General features: G+C 45.2%; 15 protein-coding genes. 9 read left to right on the top strand and 6 right to left on the bottom strand.

Annotated features, from left to right (window positions below):
- Positions 1-383: 383 nt before the first annotated feature.
- The 6 genes from V7R35_RS12250 (at position 384) to V7R35_RS12225 (ending at position 7,491) form a co-directional block, all read left to right on the top strand.
- Positions 384-791 (top strand): MerR family transcriptional regulator, encoded by a 408-nt coding sequence (locus V7R35_RS12250; protein WP_334015145.1) that lies wholly within the window; start codon positions 384-386, stop codon positions 789-791.
- Positions 788-1,957, top strand: a complete 1,170-nt coding sequence (locus tag V7R35_RS12245) for an isovaleryl-CoA dehydrogenase (RefSeq protein ID WP_334015144.1) — start codon at positions 788-790, stop codon at positions 1,955-1,957. Before V7R35_RS12250 ends, V7R35_RS12245 begins: the two co-directional genes overlap by 4 nt.
- Positions 1,958-2,104: 147 nt before the next feature.
- Positions 2,105-3,712 carry a carboxyl transferase domain-containing protein gene (locus V7R35_RS12240; RefSeq protein WP_334015143.1) on the top strand — a complete coding sequence of 536 codons (1,608 nt, stop codon included), beginning with the start codon at positions 2,105-2,107 and terminating at the stop codon, positions 3,710-3,712.
- A gap of 11 nt (positions 3,713-3,723) precedes the next feature.
- Positions 3,724-4,542 (top strand): enoyl-CoA hydratase/isomerase family protein, encoded by an 819-nt coding sequence (locus V7R35_RS12235; RefSeq protein WP_334015142.1) that lies wholly within the window; start codon positions 3,724-3,726, stop codon positions 4,540-4,542.
- A 1-nt stretch (position 4,543) separates the two neighbouring features.
- Positions 4,544-6,589, top strand: coding sequence for an acetyl/propionyl/methylcrotonyl-CoA carboxylase subunit alpha (locus V7R35_RS12230; protein ID WP_334015141.1), 2,046 nt, complete (start codon positions 4,544-4,546; stop codon positions 6,587-6,589).
- A gap of 2 nt (positions 6,590-6,591) precedes the next feature.
- Positions 6,592-7,491: a hydroxymethylglutaryl-CoA lyase gene (locus V7R35_RS12225; protein WP_334015140.1), complete on the top strand. Its 900-nt coding sequence runs from the start codon at positions 6,592-6,594 to the stop codon at positions 7,489-7,491.
- A gap of 105 nt (positions 7,492-7,596) precedes the next feature.
- On the opposite strand, the gene V7R35_RS12220 is transcribed toward V7R35_RS12225, so the two are convergent.
- The 3 genes from V7R35_RS12220 to V7R35_RS12210 form a co-directional block, all read right to left on the bottom strand.
- A complete protein-coding gene (locus V7R35_RS12220) occupies positions 7,597-8,757 on the bottom strand; it encodes an MFS transporter (protein WP_334015139.1) in 1,161 nt (386 codons plus the stop codon).
- A 122-nt stretch (positions 8,758-8,879) separates the two neighbouring features.
- On the bottom strand, positions 8,880-9,413 hold the full coding sequence (locus V7R35_RS12215; RefSeq protein WP_334015138.1) for an SRPBCC family protein: 534 nt from the start codon (positions 9,411-9,413) through the stop codon (positions 8,880-8,882).
- Positions 9,414-9,452: 39 nt separating this feature from the next.
- Positions 9,453-10,487: a nucleoside hydrolase gene (locus V7R35_RS12210; protein ID WP_334015137.1), complete on the bottom strand. Its 1,035-nt coding sequence runs from the start codon at positions 10,485-10,487 to the stop codon at positions 9,453-9,455.
- 251 nt (positions 10,488-10,738) lie between these two features.
- Between V7R35_RS12210 and glgC the strand changes: the two genes are divergently transcribed.
- The gene (gene glgC, locus V7R35_RS12205) at positions 10,739-12,025 is read left to right on the top strand and encodes a glucose-1-phosphate adenylyltransferase (protein ID WP_334015136.1); all 1,287 of its coding nucleotides are present in this window, start codon (positions 10,739-10,741) and stop codon (positions 12,023-12,025) included.
- Here the strand turns inward: glgC and V7R35_RS12200 are convergent.
- Positions 12,022-12,828 carry an alpha/beta fold hydrolase gene (locus V7R35_RS12200; protein ID WP_334015135.1) on the bottom strand — a complete coding sequence of 269 codons (807 nt, stop codon included), beginning with the start codon at positions 12,826-12,828 and terminating at the stop codon, positions 12,022-12,024. The two genes, glgC and V7R35_RS12200, sit on opposite strands and share 4 nt — an antisense overlap.
- A gap of 77 nt (positions 12,829-12,905) precedes the next feature.
- The gene (locus V7R35_RS12195) at positions 12,906-14,231 is read right to left on the bottom strand and encodes a spinster family MFS transporter (RefSeq protein ID WP_334015134.1); all 1,326 of its coding nucleotides are present in this window, start codon (positions 14,229-14,231) and stop codon (positions 12,906-12,908) included.
- A gap of 169 nt (positions 14,232-14,400) precedes the next feature.
- On the opposite strand from V7R35_RS12195, the gene V7R35_RS12190 reads away from it, so the two are divergent.
- Positions 14,401-15,216: an acyl-CoA thioesterase gene (locus V7R35_RS12190; protein WP_334015133.1), complete on the top strand. Its 816-nt coding sequence runs from the start codon at positions 14,401-14,403 to the stop codon at positions 15,214-15,216.
- 84 nt (positions 15,217-15,300) lie between these two features.
- Here the strand turns inward: V7R35_RS12190 and V7R35_RS12185 are convergent, their stop codons facing one another.
- Positions 15,301-16,146, bottom strand: coding sequence for an HDOD domain-containing protein (locus V7R35_RS12185; RefSeq protein WP_334015132.1), 846 nt, complete (start codon positions 16,144-16,146; stop codon positions 15,301-15,303).
- A 595-nt stretch (positions 16,147-16,741) separates the two neighbouring features.
- Between V7R35_RS12185 and V7R35_RS12180 the strand changes: the two genes are divergently transcribed.
- Positions 16,742-18,085, top strand: a complete 1,344-nt coding sequence (locus V7R35_RS12180; protein ID WP_334015131.1) for a glycosyltransferase — start codon at positions 16,742-16,744, stop codon at positions 18,083-18,085.
- The last annotated feature ends 9 nt before the right edge of the window (positions 18,086-18,094 follow it).

The raw sequence follows: 18,094 nt of genomic DNA, 5'->3' as shown, positions 1-18,094 counted from the left end.
TTGAGTAACTTAGCTAGCCATATGATGCGAGATGTATACAAAACTAAACACTTGTTTTTGTACCAACACCCACCTAGCACCATGAAAAATTGACGTTAGCAAAATGTTACTTTACCTTAACGTAAATTGTAATTAACGTTAACGTAAACCTGTACTAAAAATGTGTCAAGCAAACGCTACGCATAACATCACATAAGTGTAGCGTGCCAGTGTAAAGCTGCTACATAGCACATTCGTACTAGCCAACGTTTATATGCCCAGTGTTTTAAGTGCCCTGCGTTTTAATAGCACAACGCATTGGACGGAAGTTACAAGTATTCACTCATCAATACGCTTGTGTATTGCGCTGAGTGATAAGAACGCGAATAAAACAAGGTATATGTATGAACAAGCACGACGACGATACCACGTACGCAATTGGTGAGCTTGCTCGCGAATTCGATATAACGCCACGCTCAATAAGGTTTTACGAAGAGCAAGGGCTGATGTCTCCCTCAAGAACGGGACAAAACCGCGTCTATCTGAATAAAGATAGGGTGAGACTGAAACTTATATTACGTGGGAAACGCTTAGGCTTTTCACTTGCGGAAGTGAAAACACTGTTCGACATGTACGACAGCAACCCGAATTCGGCAGTTCAGTTAGAAGCCATGCTTGAAATGACTGAACAAAAACGTGCCGTACTTAATCAACAGCTTGAAGATATTCAAATGCTGATGACAGAACTTGATGACGTAGAGGCACGTTGCCGCGAAGAACTCGCAGAACTCAAACGAGGAAAAATTGCATGAATACCGTTTACCCTACTCTTAACTTCGGACTTGGTGAAGACATTGATATGTTGCGTGACCAGGTTTACCAATTTGCACAAAATGAAATTGCACCGCTTGCTGAGAAAGCTGACGCTGATAACCAGTTTCCCAACGAGCTATGGACTAAACTTGGCGACATGGGATTGTTAGGTGTTACGGTTTCTGAGCAATACGGTGGTTCAGATATGGGCTACCTTGCACACACTGTTGCGATGGAAGAAGTCAGTCGTGCATCTGCAGGCATCGGATTGAGCTATGGTGCTCACTCTAACCTTTGCGTGAATCAGATTTACAAAAATGGAAATGAAGCGCAAAAAGAAAAGTACTTGCCGAAGCTGGTTTCTGGTGAACACATTGGTGCGTTGGCAATGAGTGAGCCAAATGCGGGCTCAGATGTGGTAAGCATGAAACTACGTGCCGAAAAACGTGGTGACAAATACATTCTTAACGGCAACAAAATGTGGATCACAAACGGTCCAGACGCACATACCTTCGTTATTTACGCAAAGACAGATCCAAACGCAGGGCCTCGCGGCATTACTGCGTTTATCGTAGAACGCGATTTTCCTGGTTTTAGTCGTGCACAAAAACTCGACAAGCTGGGTATGCGTTCTTCAAATACGTGTGAACTTGTGTTTGAAGACTGTGAAGTACCAGCAGAAAACGTCATCGGTAACGAAGGTGAAGGTGTTCGCGTACTTATGAGCGGCCTTGATTACGAGCGCTTAGTGTTGTCAGGTGGCCCACTGGGCATTATGCAAGCGTGCATGGATGTAGTGGTACCTTACATTCACGACCGCGAACAGTTTGGTCAATCTATTGGCCAGTTCCAACTTGTTCAAGGCAAAGTGGCTGACATGTACACTCAGATGAACGCCGCACGAGCGTATGTGTATGCAGTGGCTAAGTCTTGCGACCGTGGTGAAACCACACGTAAAGATGCTGCGGGCGCTATTCTATATTCTGCTGAACTGGCAACCAAAATGGCGCTAGATGCAATTCAACTTCTAGGCGGCAACGGCTATATCAACGAATATTCAACAGGTCGCCTTCTCCGTGATGCCAAGCTATATGAAATTGGCGCAGGGACATCAGAAATTCGCCGTATGCTTATTGGTCGCGAGTTATTCAACGAATCAAAATAAAAACCAATCGCGAGCAGCCCAAAAACAGTATTAGATAAACACTATGCTGTATCGCGACGACAACCCTTAACAGTGCCATAGCGCAAATGTTAAGTACCGGACGACAACACAGCCCTATTCAATAGGGCTGTCACACAAGGAGGGGTTATGCCCGTTCTTCGCTCTACAATAAATGTAAAATCTGACACCTTCGTTGCCAATACCAAGGCAATGCAAGCACAAGTAGACGACCTACTCGAAAAAATTCATCAAATTACTCAAGGCGGCGGCGAAAAAGCAGCAGAAAGGCACGTATCACGTGGAAAGCTGCTGCCTCGCGATCGCATCAATGCGCTTATTGATGATGACACACCGTTTTTAGAAATTGGGCAGCTAGCTGCCTGGGAAGTGTACGACGATTATGTACCCTGCGCTGGTGTGGTAGCCGGTATTGGTGTGGTAAATGGCGTTGAGTGCATGATTGTTGCGAACGACGCTACCGTAAAAGGCGGTACGTATTACCCGCTTACTGTCAAAAAGCACCTTCGCGCACAAACCATTGCTGAGCAAAACAACCTACCCTGCATATATTTAGTCGACTCGGGCGGTGCTAACCTACCCCGTCAAGACGATGTATTCCCCGACCGAGAGCACTTTGGGCGAATCTTCTTCAACCAAGCGAATATGTCGGCGAAAAACATTCCACAAATTGCAGTGGTAATGGGTTCGTGTACCGCAGGTGGCGCTTATGTACCAGCAATGGCAGATGAAAGCATTATCGTTAAAGAACAAGCCACTATATTCTTGGGTGGTCCACCGCTTGTTAAAGCTGCTACCGGTGAAGTAGTGACAGCCGAAGAGCTTGGAGGTGGTGATGTGCACACTCGTATATCGGGCGTAGCCGATCACCTTGCTAACAACGACCAGCACGCATTAACACTTGCACGAAACGCCGTATCTCGACTTAACCGCAGAAAACCAGAATGCGTTGAAGTGGCTGAAGTAAAACCACCCCGTTACGACAGCAAAGAGATTTACGGTATTGTGCCTGCCGACAGTCGTCAAACCTTTGATGTACGGGAAATAATCGCGCGTGTTGTAGATGACTCTGATTTCGACGAGTTCAAACCTTTGTATGGCACAACACTAGTTTGTGGTTTTGCCCGCATTTTTGGATACCCAGTAGGCATAGTAGCTAACAACGGTATCTTATTCGGTGAAAGCGCACTTAAAGGTGCTCACTTCGTTGAGCTGTGTGCTAAGCGAAAAATTCCACTAGTGTTTTTACAAAATATTACCGGCTTTATGGTGGGTAAGCAGTATGAGCATGGCGGTATAGCAAAACACGGCGCCAAAATGGTAACAGCGGTAGCGTGTGCCAATGTACCTAAGCTTACTGTGTTAATTGGCGGTAGTTTCGGTGCAGGTAACTACGGTATGTGCGGACGAGCATACGACCCTCGATTCTTGTTTATGTGGCCCAATGCGCGAATCTCGGTAATGGGAGGCGAACAGGCTGCCGGCGTATTAGCACAGGTTAAACGCGACCAAAAAGAGCGCGCCGGTGAAACGTGGAGCGAAGAGGAAGAAAAAGCCTTTAAACAGCCTGTTATCGATACTTACGAAAAACAAGGCCACCCTTACTACGCCTCTGCACGTTTATGGGATGACGGTGTTATCGACCCTGCCGATACACGCCTTGTGCTAGGGCTATCACTTTCTGCCGCACTGAACAAGCCAATTGAAGATACCGAGTTCGGTATCTTCAGAATGTAGGAGCAAAGATTATGGAACAAGCAGTAACCTACGAAATTGACGAACGCAATGTGGCAATCGTAACCCTTAATCGCGCAGAAAAGCACAACGCTTTCGATGACGAGATGATTGCCGAATTAACTCGCCTATTTAAAAAAGCAGGCGAGGACGACAGCGTTCGCGCCGTAATTCTTCAAGCAAAAGGAAAAAGCTTCAGTGCAGGCGCAGACCTGAACTGGATGAAGAAAATGGCTGGCTATACCCAAGAGCAAAACGAGCAGGATGCGATGGGCTTAGCGACCATGCTTCAAACGCTTTACACTCTGCCTAAACCAACCATTGCGCGTGTTCAAGGTGCTGCATTTGGCGGCGCTGTTGGCTTAATAGCGTGCTGCGACATTGCTGTTGGCAGCAAATTAAGCAAGTTCTGTTTAAGCGAAGTGAAAATTGGCCTTATTCCAGCCACTATAAGCCCTTATGTTGTTGAAGCTATGGGTGCACGTGTTTGTCGCCGTTACTTCCAAACGGCTGAAGTGTTCTCTGCTCGACGCGCTCGTCGTCTAGGCCTGCTTAGCGAGGCCGTAACAGAAGACGAACTAGACAGTACTATTGATGATTTGATTTCGAATATAACGAAAAATGGTCCACAGGCTGTTTCTCAATCTAAAGCCCTTGTTCAATGGGTTGCTTCTCAACCTATCAATAACGACCTACTTACTGCCACCAGTAAACTTATTGCACACGTGCGTACATCAGAAGAAGGTCAAGAAGGGCTTGGCGCGTTTTTAGAAAAGCGCAGTGCGAATTGGATTGAGCAAAAAACCAATCCAGAAGCAGGCGTGGAGAAATAACATGATTAATAAACTACTCATTGCAAACCGTGGTGAAATTGCCTGCCGCGTAATTAAAACTGCAAAAGCGCTTGGTGTAAAAACGGTTGCTGTTTATTCAGATGCAGATACCCAAGCACGACACGTTAAAATGGCTGACGAGGCGGTTTATTTAGGCGCATCGCCGTCCAAAGAAAGCTACCTACGCGGTGAACTTATTATCGAAAAAGCGAAGCAGCTTGGCGTAGATGCTATTCACCCTGGCTATGGTTTCTTATCGGAAAATGCCGATTTCGCCAACCTTTGTTCCAAAAACAACATCATTTTTGTAGGCCCACCTGCTTCGGCAATAGAAGCGATGGGGTCAAAATCAGCTGCAAAACACATCATGGAAAATGCAGGTGTACCGTTGGTGCCCGGCTACCATGGTGACGATCAGGACGAAGCAGTATTAAAAGCCGCAGCCGATGACATGGGTTACCCAGTGCTGCTTAAAGCGGCTGCTGGTGGTGGCGGTAAAGGCATGCGTCAGGTGTGGAATGAAAAAGAGTTCTCCGCTGCACTGAATGCCGCTAAACGCGAGTCGATGGCAAGCTTTGGTGACGACCACATGTTGGTTGAAAAATATTTAACTCGCCCTCGTCACGTTGAAATTCAAGTATTCTGCGACACTCTAGGAAATGGTGTATACCTGTTTGAGCGAGATTGTTCGGTACAGCGTCGTCACCAAAAGATCATTGAAGAAGCCCCAGCGCCTAACATGTCTCAAGATATCCGTGAGAAGATGGGTGAAGCCGCAATTCTTGCAGCGAAGGCCATTAATTATGTTGGTGCTGGTACTGTAGAATTTCTTCTTGATGAAGACGGCTCGTTCTATTTTATGGAGATGAATACGCGTCTACAGGTTGAACACCCTGTTACCGAAATGATCACGAATGAAGACTTGGTTCAGTGGCAGTTGACCATTGCTGAAGGAAAGCCTATTCCGAAGCAACAAGATGAACTTACCCTGACAGGTCATGCTTTTGAAGCACGTATTTATGCTGAAGATCCAAACAATGAGTTCTTACCTTCAACAGGCACGCTTCATCTACTTAAAACCCCAGAAGAAAGCGACGTTGTTCGCGTAGACACTGGTGTTGAGCAAGGCGACGAAGTAAGCGTATTTTACGACCCAATGATTGCCAAGCTGGTGGTCAAGGGTGAAACACGTGAAGTCGCCCTTAAGCGCTTGCTGCATGCGTTGGGCAACTATCATATCGAAGGTGTTTCTACCAACATTGAGTTTCTGAAGCGCGTGGCAAGCAACGAAGCATTTGTAAATGCAGAACTTACAACCACGTTTGTTGAGAAGCACCATGATGCACTATTCGCAAAAGCCGAAGTTAGTGATCACCACAAGCGAATAACACTGCCCACTATAGCGTTACTGGCTTTGCTGCATCGCGAAAACACCATGAAGGCTAAACAAAGCGAAACTGCTCGACACCTTCCTGTTTGGCGCTCTGCAGGCGCATGGCGTGCCAATATGGCGCACAGCGAAACGCTGACGCTTGATTTTGGTGGTGAGGCTGACACGCAGGAATTCAACATCACACATTCCAAAACCACTCACCCATTAGCGTGGCAGGTGTCTTTCGATGATGTAAATGTTGAAGTTATGGGAAGCCTAAGTGCATCACCTGACGGTGACCTAATACTTAACGCAGAAGTGGACGGGTATAAAACGCAGTATCACTTTGCTGAAAAAGACGGACGCTTTACTTTATTCAACAATGAAACTCACAGCAGCTTTAGCGTTGTGTTGCCTTCATTGGGCGATGACAGTGATGCCAACCAAGACGCTAATTTTAACGCACCTATGAACGGTACCATTGTTGCTCTGCTTGTAGAGCCAGGCCAGAAGGTAGAAAAAGGCGAGCCTATCCTGATTATGGAAGCAATGAAAATGGAGCACAGCATTGTTGCACCTGAAGACGGCATGGTTGAAAGCTTCTACTTTAAAGCCGGCGAACTTGTTGATGGCGGCGCTACTTTGTTGTCGTTCGCCGGTAGCGAAAAGGAGTAACTATGAGCTTTCCAAGCCAAGTCAGCATTGTTGAAGTTGGCCCTCGTGACGGCCTGCAAAACGAAAAGCAAATTGTAAGCGCTGACGATAAAGTCACGCTGGTTAATATGCTGTCGAAAACAGGCCTTAAGCGCATTGAAGCTGGTAGCTTTGTTTCGCCTAAATGGGTGCCACAAATGGCTGACTCAGGTGCAGTGTTCGAGAAGATATCGCGCACACCGTCTATTCAATATTCGGCGCTTACGCCGAATATGAAAGGCTTAGAGGCAGCCCTTGAAGCTGGTGTTGACGAAGTGGCAGTATTTGGCGCTGCGTCTGAATCATTCTCACAGAAAAACATTAACTGCAGTATTGCTGAAAGTTTACATCGTTTCGAGCCGGTTATTGAACTGGCAAAAACGCGTAACATTCCGGTACGTGGTTATGTGTCTTGTGTTATGGGGTGCCCGTATGAAGGCGAGATAAGCCCTAGCGCCGTAGCTAATGTGTCTAAAACCCTGTTAGACATGGGGTGTTATGAAATTTCCCTTGGCGATACGATAGGAACAGGCACTCCGGGTGCAACTAAGCTTTTATTAGATGAAGTACTAAAGCATATTCCGGTTTCAGTCACAGCAGCCCACTTTCATGATACTTTCGGACAGGCGCTTGTGAATTTGTATACTGCGTTGGAGTACGGCGTAGCAACTATCGACTCTGCAGTGTCAGGTTTAGGTGGTTGCCCATATGCAAAAGGTGCAAGCGGTAACGTTGCTACAGAAGATGTGGTTTACATGCTAAACGGAATGGGAATATCAAGTGGCGTAGATATGCAGCAACTGCTCGCTACATCACAGTTTGTTGAAAAACTGCTTAACAGACCACCTGTATCAAAAGTTGCTAGTGCGCTTTTAGGTAAATAGGTGTATTACCCAAGTAAACACCTTCAAGAAGCAGCTCATAGGTAAAAACAGCAAAAAGCCAGCAATGTCGTTTTACGCATGCTGGCTTTTTTATGTCTGCTTTGTTCATTTTTCTTTGGGTAAAATAACGGTGGAGACCAGAGCAGCAAGTAACAGTCCAGACATAAGATACACTACAGAAAACGAGATGAGCGGTGTTATTACTGCATAAAGGCTACCAAACGCTAAAAGAATTAAACCAATAGCGGTATTTGAAAAGCCCACTAACTCTGTACGCTCTTGACCTTCTTTCACATCTAAACTGTAGGTTTTTCTTCCCGTTCTTACACCAGCATGAGCAATAGAAAGTACAAAAAATAAAATAGCAGACACGATCAGCGAGTTGTTTGTTATAAGTAGTAACCCCACGCAAGCTGTTAACGCCAGTCCACCAGCTATTTGAAGAGTTAGCTTTGCGCTTTTATCAGCCACTTTTCCCCATATAAATGACGAAAGCAATGCTGCTAGCGCCTCTGCAGCGATATAAATGGGAAGTAACTCACTGACGTTATCACCCTTTTGCACCATAAAATACGGCGCTACTAACGCTGAATGTACAAACAAGCCTCTCACGAATATGAACTTGTACACCGTGCTATCAAAGTTAACACTAATGATGTTGCCAGTTTCTTCATTAGATTGAACTGACGTTTTTATAGGCCACATACAAAAAAGCGTAGCTATAAATATCAGTGCACTAAATCCGATTAGCGCCGCCAGAGCAACAGTGCCTAAAGAGTCGTTGAACATAAACAAAGGAACGGCGACTGCCAATGTTGCAAAGCCCGACACTGTTGACGCAATACCTATCAAGCTACCGCGCTCTCCTTTTTGGGCAACATCAGCTTCCATGTCTTTTACTGTAAGTGAGCACGCAGAGCGCCCAATACTTAAAAGGGCCAGAGAAAACAACACTGCGCCCCCCGCTATCGCGCCCTCAAAAAACAGCGCAGCCAATAAAATTCCTACAACACTGCAAGCTTGCATTGTTATTCCCAACCGCCATACAACATGGCGCTGTTTGTGCTGTCTAAGGTAATAGCTGATAAATGCCTGAGGTAATAACGCGCCTGACTCTCTAATGGGTACAAGCCACACTATCATCCATGTGGGCGCCCCGAATGCGAGCATCAGAGCGGTTAGCGTTGTCTTTGTCGAAATAAGAAGGTCAGCAAGCTTGTTGAGCGACAAGCCTGCTATTAAACGTTGCTTTTTGTTGATAGCCAATGGCAAAAGCTCGCTTATTTGTTGAGTGATATTTCCCCATTTACTTGAATTGTAAACCAGCGGGGTCGTAAACTACCTGTAGTGAGAATTATACTGTTAAAATGTTGACGCAGATCAATTACCTACCCTTTGTTCTCCACCAACGTTTTGAGATTTTCTAAACCCATTTCGAAGTCTGGGCCAATCAAGCTATCAATAAATAAAACGAAGAATCGATTCACTGGGTTATTGTCTACACTACCAGCATCAGTCCAGGTAACTTGCGTTCCATTGTCTACCTGCTTTATATCCAGTACACCTGTAGAGCCCATATCAAACTCGGGGAAATATAAACTGTATAGAACCCGTTTGTTGTGCTCTAACTGGGTAATCTCCATTTCACCGTTGCCTTCGGTTTCACTCTTCCACTCAGAGCGCATGCCGATAGCACGGTCGGGGCCAGAATAATTTAACTCCATATTGGGGTCGCGTTGAAACCATACCCCCCACTTCTGCCATTCCCTCAAATCGACAACGTACGGATATACTTCACTAGGATCAGCATCAATCGTGATAGAACGCTCTACTGTGTAGTCTTTAGGAATAAGAAAACTACTTGCAACGAATACAACTATAACCACGCCAACAAAGACTAACAGCTTTTTTAATGCGCCCATTCGCACCTCCGAATTTGTTCATTGCATCAAATATAACATTTAATTAACAAATGTCACTGGCGGCTGAGTAAATTCACCGCTTAGGAAATGAATTACCATCTGCCTTACAAAATCAGCATTAACCTCTGATACCCAAGATACTTCTCTGCCCTTAAATTCGCTACCGTGGGGCGTTCCGTCTCCTTCGCCGAGTCCACTGTCTAAATTTCTATCTACACGGTAAATTTGACCCGCATTAGGCGTGTTAGTGCCTACTGCTAGCATTGCGGTATCGACCTTAAAATGCTCGTTTGGTAGCGCAACAATGCAAGTAGAAAGCACGTCCCACAAGAAGTAAGTGAATTCATACGACGGAATTGCCGTTACTGTTGCTGCCCAAAACTGTCCAGCTAAATCAGATACTGGGCTTTGTACTTTCGCTAGTGATGTTAGAAAAGGCCAACTTACCGGCAAGGCATTAGTGGCGTCTAAAGGTACAAGCAACACCGGCAGTGAACTATTAATTAATGTTGCTGTGGCGTCAGGGTGCCAGTAAGCATTCCACTCCGCCGTGCCGTTATGGTCATGCATTGCAACATTGCCCTTAACATCGATAGCACCACCCATCCATATTACACGTTCAACATTATCAACAAACGCAGGCTCACCACCCGCAAGCTCAATCGCGCCAGCGAGATTAGTAGCAGGACCCGTCATAAGCACCGTCACTTTCGACGAATGTTGCTCTATCATTTTTTTCATCCAGATGTGAGCAGGTTGATCAATCACCTTTATACCGTCACTAGATGTTCTTAACATGACGGGCACTGCATGGCACATTTTTGGTTGCGCACGCCACTCTGGTGGAAACGGATTTGGCCCAACACACTTGCCAACACAAACCGGTATATGCGAATTATTGGTTAGGTTGAGAATTTTTTTTGTACTCAGCAGTGCATCATCAGGGTAACAATCTGCAGGTGTTATACTTACACCAATTACTTCTATATTCGGCAAACGAAGGAGTAAAAGTAGCGAAAGTAGGTCATCTATTCCACCATCATGATCGAAAATAACGGCTTGTTTTGAAGACATAAAGAAACATTCCCTTAAAAAAATTAACGATTAAATTACAAAGGCGAAAAATCGCGCTTTTAATCTAAAATTTCTTGTGTAATATGGATTTAGGTTATCACGAAACCCACTACGCTGTTGTTATTTGTGACTCGCAATAACAGGTGGTACAAGGAAATTTCATGTACGGCGCCAATTATCGCATACCTTCATTTTCCTATTACAAAACTATCCCTAAATCGTTGTCACTTTATTACAGGAGTTATTAGAGAATGGCAGACCAAAGCTCTCGTTACATCAGTAATTTAACTCGCGATACCTATGCGCTTATTCTCGCAGGCGGAAAAGGCTCAAGATTGCACGAGCTTACCAACTGGCGAGCAAAACCTGCTTTGTATTTTGGGGGCAAGTTTCGCATCATCGACTTCCCGCTTTCTAATTGTGTAAACAGCGGCATTAGACGCATAGGCGTAGTCACGCAGTATAAGTCGCACTCGCTAATACGTCATTTAGTGCGTGGTTGGGGGCACTTTAAAAAAGAGCTTGGAGAGTCTGTAGAAATACTACCTGCCTCACAGCGTTTTTCAGACAGCTGGTATGAAGGCACAGCCGACGCGGTGTTTCAAAACATCGACATCATTCGCGATGAACTTCCCAAATACGTGATGATTTTGTCTGGCGACCATATTTACCGTATGGACTATGGTGATATGTTGGCGCAGCACAAAGAGTCTGGAGCCAAGATGACGGTTTCATGTATGTCTGTGCCGGTAGAAGAAGCAGCAGGTGCATTTGGCGTTATGTCGGTAGATGAAAACTATCGAATTAACGGCTTTGAAGAAAAGCCCGCTACTCCCACGCCACTTCCTCACGATAGTAGCCGCTGCTTAGCGTCTATGGGAAATTATGTTTTCGACACTGAGTTTTTATTTGAGCAGTTGAGAAAAGACGCGGAAAAAATGGGGTCTCAGAGAGATTTTGGCAAAGATATAATACCCTCAATCATCAAAGACCACCCTGTTTACGCCTTCCCTTTCGAGAAAAGTGGTGGTGACAACGCTTATTGGCGCGATGTTGGTACTATTGACTCTTTTTGGGAAGCAAACATGGAAATGGTTGCCCCCGTACCGCAACTGAACTTATACGACAGAAAATGGCCTATTTGGACATATCAAGAGCAATTGCCCCCCGCCAAGTTTGTTTGGGAAGATCATGATAGACGCGGTGAAGCGATTAACTCTGTGGTTTCAGGGGGCTGTATTATTTCAGGGTCAACCCTGCGCTCATCAATTTGTTTTTCAAACGTGCGAGTGCACTCATACGGGCTAATTGAAGATGCCGTAATACTGCCCGACGTGGAGATAAAACGTCACTGCAAGCTTAAGCGCGTTATTATTGATAGAGGCTGCGTTGTACCTGAGGGCACTACAATTGGTTACGACCACGATGAAGACCGCGCTCGAGGCTTTCGCGTGTCGGAAAAAGGTGTGGTGTTAGTTACCCGTGAGATGTTGGGGCAGCCTGTAGGCGGCCTTGCAAAGACCACCTCTTTAGACTAACTTTCATTCCACTGTTTCAAGGTAGCAGCAACAAGTTCTGCTACCGCCTCTGGGTGCTCAAGTGGAAACATGTGACCACCTGCCATGACTTTGTGATTTATTTTGTTGTGCTGCATCAGTCGGCTATACATCTGTGGTTTACACACATTACTTTTTTCTCCTGTGACCAGTAATGCTGGGCACTTCAGCTTGCCCTTATACTTTCCTAGGTTGTGAGGTACGTTTCTAAATAACTCAGCCTCTACATCGGCACGAAATGTAAGCGATATAGCATCACCTTTCTGTGCAGTTACGGCCTTTACGTAATCGCGCACGCAGCGCTTATCCATGTCTCTGAATAAAGCTTTTCCGTGAAAGTACGCTTCCATGTCGGTATTCAGTGGCCATTTGGCGTTTCGCGTTTGTGCCAGCTTTGCCGGCGTTAGCTTGTTAATTAAGGGAGTATGCTTAGCAAACTTAAAAAAGTAGCTAAGCGGGCCCACTACCAGCGGTGGGTCGAACAAAATGATGCCGCGAAAAAGCTCGGGGGCTTCGCAGGCTGCCATGTAAGTGATGACAGCTCCAAACGAGTGCCCAACGCCATACACGCCACGTTCATCGGTGTTTTCGTTTTTTATATGGCGTATAAGTTCTGTTACTTGGTTTCGCCAGTTGCCATTAACAGGAAGTAAAGGGTCGTGCCCAAAGCGTTCCACATGCAAGCGATTAAATGTATCAGGCAAACTTGAAAACATGGCGTTGTAGCATGACGCTGGAAACCCGTTGGCGTGAGCAAAATGAAAGCTTAATTCAGAAGACGGCACAAAAAACCTCGGAAAATTAAAAAGAAAGGAGCGAATGCTCCTCTTTGTAAATCGGCTGACAGACTATGGTCATGTTACTACAAGCCTCTTGCCTCTGCCATTTCCCAGTCTTTCACTATTTTTGTACTGGTCCACAAAAATACGGCAATAGACAAAGCATAAGGTACAACAAGGTAGAGCAACGATTGACGAAGTGCTTCTGTCTCTCCAAGAGAAGGCACAAGCGCCTGGCTTATGATCCCCGTCAATGTTGGGCCGCCGCCTAAAGCAATGATGTTAAGCACAAAAAAGAACAATGCTGTAGACATAGCGCGGACATTTAATGGTGCTAACGTTTGCGCCATTGCGAAACTTGGTCCAAGGTAAGAGCCGCTGGTAAATAGTAGTAGCGCCATTAAACCAACTGAAAGCCAGAGATCTTGAACTTGCAGTGAAACATAAAAGGCTGGCACACCAATAATGAGTGCTATTGCAGGTAACAGCGCGTACGCCTTTTTATTGGTTTTTCCCCATCTGTCAGCAATATAACCACCCAACCACACGCCAAGGGCATATGCGGTGCCGTTAATAATACCAAATACAATAAGTAACTGTGTAATATCGAGCCCAGCAAAGGCGCGCACATAGTAGTCAATGATCCATGTTGAAATAGCGTAGTTGCCAAACGAACCAAATGAAATACCCAAAGCCATTCCCCACCATGTGGGAATTTTGAGCAAGGTTTTAAGTGATGACTTTACGCTAGGTTTAGCGACTTGCGCCTCGTCGACCGCTGATGTAGCCGTTCGCTTGGGCTCTTTCACTGTAAGTTTTAGCAATACAGCAAGCAAAATACCCGGAATACCCACACTGTACATTACTGTGCGCCAGTCAGCCGACCCGCCTTGTAGGAAAAAAGCAGAGGCGAAAAACGCCAGCATTACGCCAAACGGAATGCCCAATGAATAGATAGCAAGCGCACCAGCCCGTTTTTCTTTAGGAAATAAATCGGAAATAATACTGTGTGAAGGTGGACTGCCACCTGCTTCACCTATTCCTACACCTATTCGCGCAATGGCTAGCTGCATATAGTTTGCCGCTAAACCGGATGCCGCGGTAAAACCGCTCCATAGCGTGAGTGAAATGGCAATGATGTTTACTCGACTGTAGCGGTCTGCAAGCCAGGCAATTGGAATACCCATAACGGTGTATAGCAGTGCAAAGTAAATGCCTTTTAACCAACCTAGCTGCGCGTCATCAAGCTCTAAATCAGCTTTAATAAATGGAGACAAGATCCCTATAATTTGTCTATCTATAAAATTAAAGGCGTACACTAATGTGAGAATGAACAACACGTAGTTACGATAGCTTCTAGATGCGCCGGCTTCACTAACAGGAATACTTTCAACGTGAGTTTGTGCCATAACTGTCCTTTTTGGTAAAGATTTCCCAGTCTACGCATCAGCAGAAAAAATGCACAACTAAATGTTACTTATTTGTTAACATAACGAAAATTTCTAACAGAGTCTTTCTGTTGCCCAGCGCTTGAGGTAGGATGTCGATTCATCAACTCATCAGACCAGACAGGCAATTATGACGGTAGACGAACTGTTAAATATTCCCGCTTTAACCCAGACTTCTGACAACACGTGGAAGGTCGACGGACTTGTTATACCGAAAACATGGGGGCAAGGACGAACTGCCTTTGGTGGTATTTCGGCAGGTATGCTGTATTGTGCAGTGAAGCAGCAGGTACATGACGAAAGAGTATTGCGCTCGTTCACGACCAACTTTGTTGGCCCGCTTAACTTAGAGACCCCCTTCTCAATTGAAGTTACGCTATTGCGCACTGGTAAAAATGTGTCGCAATTCACTGCTCATGCTATTCAAGACGGCAAAAGCTGCGTATTTTCTCAGGCCTGTTTTGGCAATGCGCGCAAGTCATCTATATTGGTTGAAAACGATGAAGTGCACGACATGGCGCAGCCAGTTAAAGCCAAGTTTATTCCCCAAATTCCAAAAGTTACGCCTAAATTTTTGCGTTACTTCGACCTAGCCATCGACGCTGGTGGCATTCCTTTTACGCGTAAAAAAACCAGCCATTACCACGGCTTCATGCGTTTTAAACAGCCACCAGCTGAAATTACTGATGCCCACATTATTACAATGATAGATGCGTGGCCCCCAACGCTGTTGCAGATGATGAAACTGCCGGCCCCAGCGAGCACGGTAAGCTGGAACCTAGAGTTTATTCACCCACACAAACCTGTAAGCCCCACAGACTGGTTTGCATATAAAGCGCATACGCGACAAGCCGCCGATGGCTACGGACACACTGAAGCGACTATTTGGGATAAGGATAATGAAGTCATTGCGATAAGCCGACAAACTGTTGCTGTTTTCGACTAAGTACGTGTCCAATAACCTATTTGTGAGTGCGTCATTGACTCTAGAGCATTGGCCTACCAAGAAGGGCTTATTTGAGAATAAGCCCTAATAAAGCATGAATGCGTTAGGGTTAAATAAAGATATCACAGAGATACACTGAAGATTAGTAACATCAAGAGCATCTTCGAGATCTTCTTTTGCTAATGATAATGAGTTATGTAATTCAGGCTTGAGGTTATGGTAGCTTGGGTAAATTTCAGGATTCACATTGTCCAAAGCCAACACATAGGATAGCTGCAATATGCGTTGCTCAACGCTGAGCGATGTATTTTCTGTATCATGAATCGAGGTAATGGGTGACACAATGGATTCCGGAATTCCCCATTTATCGATAAGTCTTGCTGACAAGCTAGTATAAGTGTATCCCAGAACACCAAATTGTAATTCCGCTGGCGTTACACGCGCATTAAATGCCTGGCAGCGTTGCGCCGACTCAGGCATTGTAGTTACCACCACCAGTTCGCCAATGTTGTGAAGAAGCCCCGCCACAAAAAAACGCTCAGGCTCGCGGATATTACGCATGTCGGCAAAGTATTTTGCCAATAAGCCACAAGAAACACTTTGTTCCCAGAACTTGTCTAGATCTATGTTTTGACCGTCAACATCGCTAAACGCTTGGCTTACACCATAGGCAAGAGCGAGGTCGTAGGTAGAGCGGGTACCCACGACTTGGATGGCTTTGGTAATAGTGTCGATTTTGTTTGGAAATCGGTATAAGGCCGAGTTGGCAACCCGCAAGAGCTGTGTAGCCAGCGAAGGGTCGAAAGCTATAACATCACCGATATCGTCAATGCTTGAGGCCTCGTCATCCATGCATGCCTTTAAACGTGTTACCGAATCGGGTAAAACAAAAAGGTCTTCTGCTTTTGCAACTAGCTCGTCTAAATTCATCTGTGCACGCTCTCCAACGCAACAATAGTTTTGGTGCTAGGTACCTCCATTTACCCTCGCTGCCCTATAAAGGTATAGGCTTATTTACCCATTAGGTCAATGACCGATAACTAGTAAAAAAGTATGATGTTTGTTCTTCTAATCTTTCTTATAAAAGGAATAGGAACATTATTCATCGTACAACAACGTTATAAGGTATTAGCTTAACCAGAAATAGTATGTTCGATGCAAAGTTATCAAATAAAATAACAATTCGCAGAATTGAATTGAGTTGACTTGAGTTACCGGTAGTGTTCACGATGCACTTTTTCAACACTCGCTATAGCGCATAAGTTGAACTTAACAAAGACAAAACTAGGCAATACTACGACAAAACCTACATGAAAGCAGAGGGTGAAGCGCTGAAACAGCCCAATGACCTTCTGTTGCATATTACGTTTTCTTTTGCATACGTAACAGTATACCCCGCTGACCGTGTATGTTCACCCAATTAGTTTGTAAAGATGGTATTATGGCGTAATGTTCAAGTAACACGTGCAACAGTACGATAATACGTAATCGTTACCAGCTTCCAACTTAAACAACGTTTAATTCAATGCCTTCACTAACTACTCTCAAAATTGTCATTATTGGCTATGTTTGGCCTGAACCAAATTCATCTGCTGCCGGTCAGAATATGCTGTCGATCATTAAACAATGTAAAGACGCGGGGCACTGCATATCTTTTCTTACCGCTGCCACAGACAGTGATCACAAGGCTGATTTAGATGAATTGGGCATCGATAATCACACTATTGAATTGAACAGCAGCAGTTTCGACAATGTGATTGCATCGATGGCACCTGACGTGGTGATTTTCGACCGTTACATGACTGAAGAGCAGTTTTCATGGCGAGTAAAAGAGGCATGCCCTAATGCACTACGAGTGCTAAATACTGAGGATTTGCATAGCCTACGACAAGCGAGGTTAGACGCTGTTAAAACACACTGTGATGCTGCAAAAGCAAACCTAAATAGTGAACTGGCGCAGCGCGAAATAGCCTCAATTCTTCGCAGCGACATAACGCTAGTAATTTCAAGGCGCGAACTCAACTTGCTAACAACGTATTACGGTATCCCCGCTTCACAGCTTCGCTACCACCCACTTGAAGTAGGAAAAATAATAGAAGATGCTCCTACCTTTGAAGAAAGAGCACACTTTGTGCACATTGGAAACTTTCGACATGCGCCGAACTGGGATGCGGTACTTCAGTTAAAGCAAACTATTTGGCCTGCGATCCGTAAACAGATTCCACAGGCTGAACTTCATATTTACGGAGCCTACCCGCCCAAAAAAGCCACACAGCTGCATAACAAACAACAAGGTTTTCTAGTAAAAGGTTGGGCCGAAAGCGCTGAAGATGTCATAAAGCAGGCTCGCGTATTAATTACCCCCATCCGATTTGGTGCAGGCATAAAAGGTAAATTATTAGATGCAGCACGCTGCGCGACGCCTAGCATTACAACTTGGCTCGGTACAGAGGGTATTCTTTTTGATGAAGATATTACGAACTGGCCTGGTGCAGTATGTCCGGCGGTGTATACAGAACAGCAAGATAGCAAGGAAGGTAGCGCAAAAGTTGTTGCAATCAATGATGCAGTTAGCGACTACGTGAAATGTGCGGTGTCGTTATATAATGAAAAAGATGATTGGCAACAGGCAAGCAGAAAAACTATACCTTTGCTTAGCAACTATGCTGCATCAAAGCTCCAACAAACGTTGGTAGACAGTTTTGTGCACCTCAGTAACAACATTCAGACGCACCGAGATGGACTATTTTTGCAAAGCCTCGTTTGGCATCAATCGTTAACCGCAAGCAAATATATGTCGCAGTGGATTGAGGCTAAAAACGCGAACCTTGAAACGCTGCGTAATGATAAAAATGATGAATCACATTAGACAGCACTA

The organism is Alteromonas sp. S167 (genome assembly GCF_036864375.1).
Taxonomy (GTDB): Bacteria; Pseudomonadota; Gammaproteobacteria; order Enterobacterales; family Alteromonadaceae; genus Alteromonas.
This window is presented reverse-complemented; position numbering and strand designations above follow the sequence as displayed.

Excerpts from the sequence above, each read along its gene's own strand:
- V7R35_RS12245 (WP_334015144.1), top strand. The coding sequence starts at position 788 with ATGAATACCGTTTACCCTACTCTTAACTTCGGACTTGGTGAAGACATT.
- V7R35_RS12225 (WP_334015140.1), top strand. The coding sequence starts at position 6,592 with ATGAGCTTTCCAAGCCAAGTCAGCATTGTTGAAGTTGGCCCTCGTGAC.
- V7R35_RS12235 (WP_334015142.1), top strand. The coding sequence starts at position 3,724 with ATGGAACAAGCAGTAACCTACGAAATTGACGAACGCAATGTGGCAATC.
- V7R35_RS12195 (WP_334015134.1), bottom strand. The coding sequence starts at position 14,231 with ATGGCACAAACTCACGTTGAAAGTATTCCTGTTAGTGAAGCCGGCGCA.
- V7R35_RS12190 (WP_334015133.1), top strand. The coding sequence starts at position 14,401 with ATGACGGTAGACGAACTGTTAAATATTCCCGCTTTAACCCAGACTTCT.
- V7R35_RS12210 (WP_334015137.1), bottom strand. The coding sequence starts at position 10,487 with ATGTCTTCAAAACAAGCCGTTATTTTCGATCATGATGGTGGAATAGAT.
- glgC (WP_334015136.1), top strand. The coding sequence starts at position 10,739 with ATGGCAGACCAAAGCTCTCGTTACATCAGTAATTTAACTCGCGATACC.
- V7R35_RS12180 (WP_334015131.1), top strand. The coding sequence starts at position 16,742 with ATGCCTTCACTAACTACTCTCAAAATTGTCATTATTGGCTATGTTTGG.
- V7R35_RS12215 (WP_334015138.1), bottom strand. The coding sequence starts at position 9,413 with ATGGGCGCATTAAAAAAGCTGTTAGTCTTTGTTGGCGTGGTTATAGTT.
- V7R35_RS12250 (WP_334015145.1), top strand. The coding sequence starts at position 384 with ATGAACAAGCACGACGACGATACCACGTACGCAATTGGTGAGCTTGCT.
- V7R35_RS12185 (WP_334015132.1), bottom strand. The coding sequence starts at position 16,146 with ATGAATTTAGACGAGCTAGTTGCAAAAGCAGAAGACCTTTTTGTTTTA.
- V7R35_RS12230 (WP_334015141.1), top strand. The coding sequence starts at position 4,544 with ATGATTAATAAACTACTCATTGCAAACCGTGGTGAAATTGCCTGCCGC.
- V7R35_RS12240 (WP_334015143.1), top strand. The coding sequence starts at position 2,105 with ATGCCCGTTCTTCGCTCTACAATAAATGTAAAATCTGACACCTTCGTT.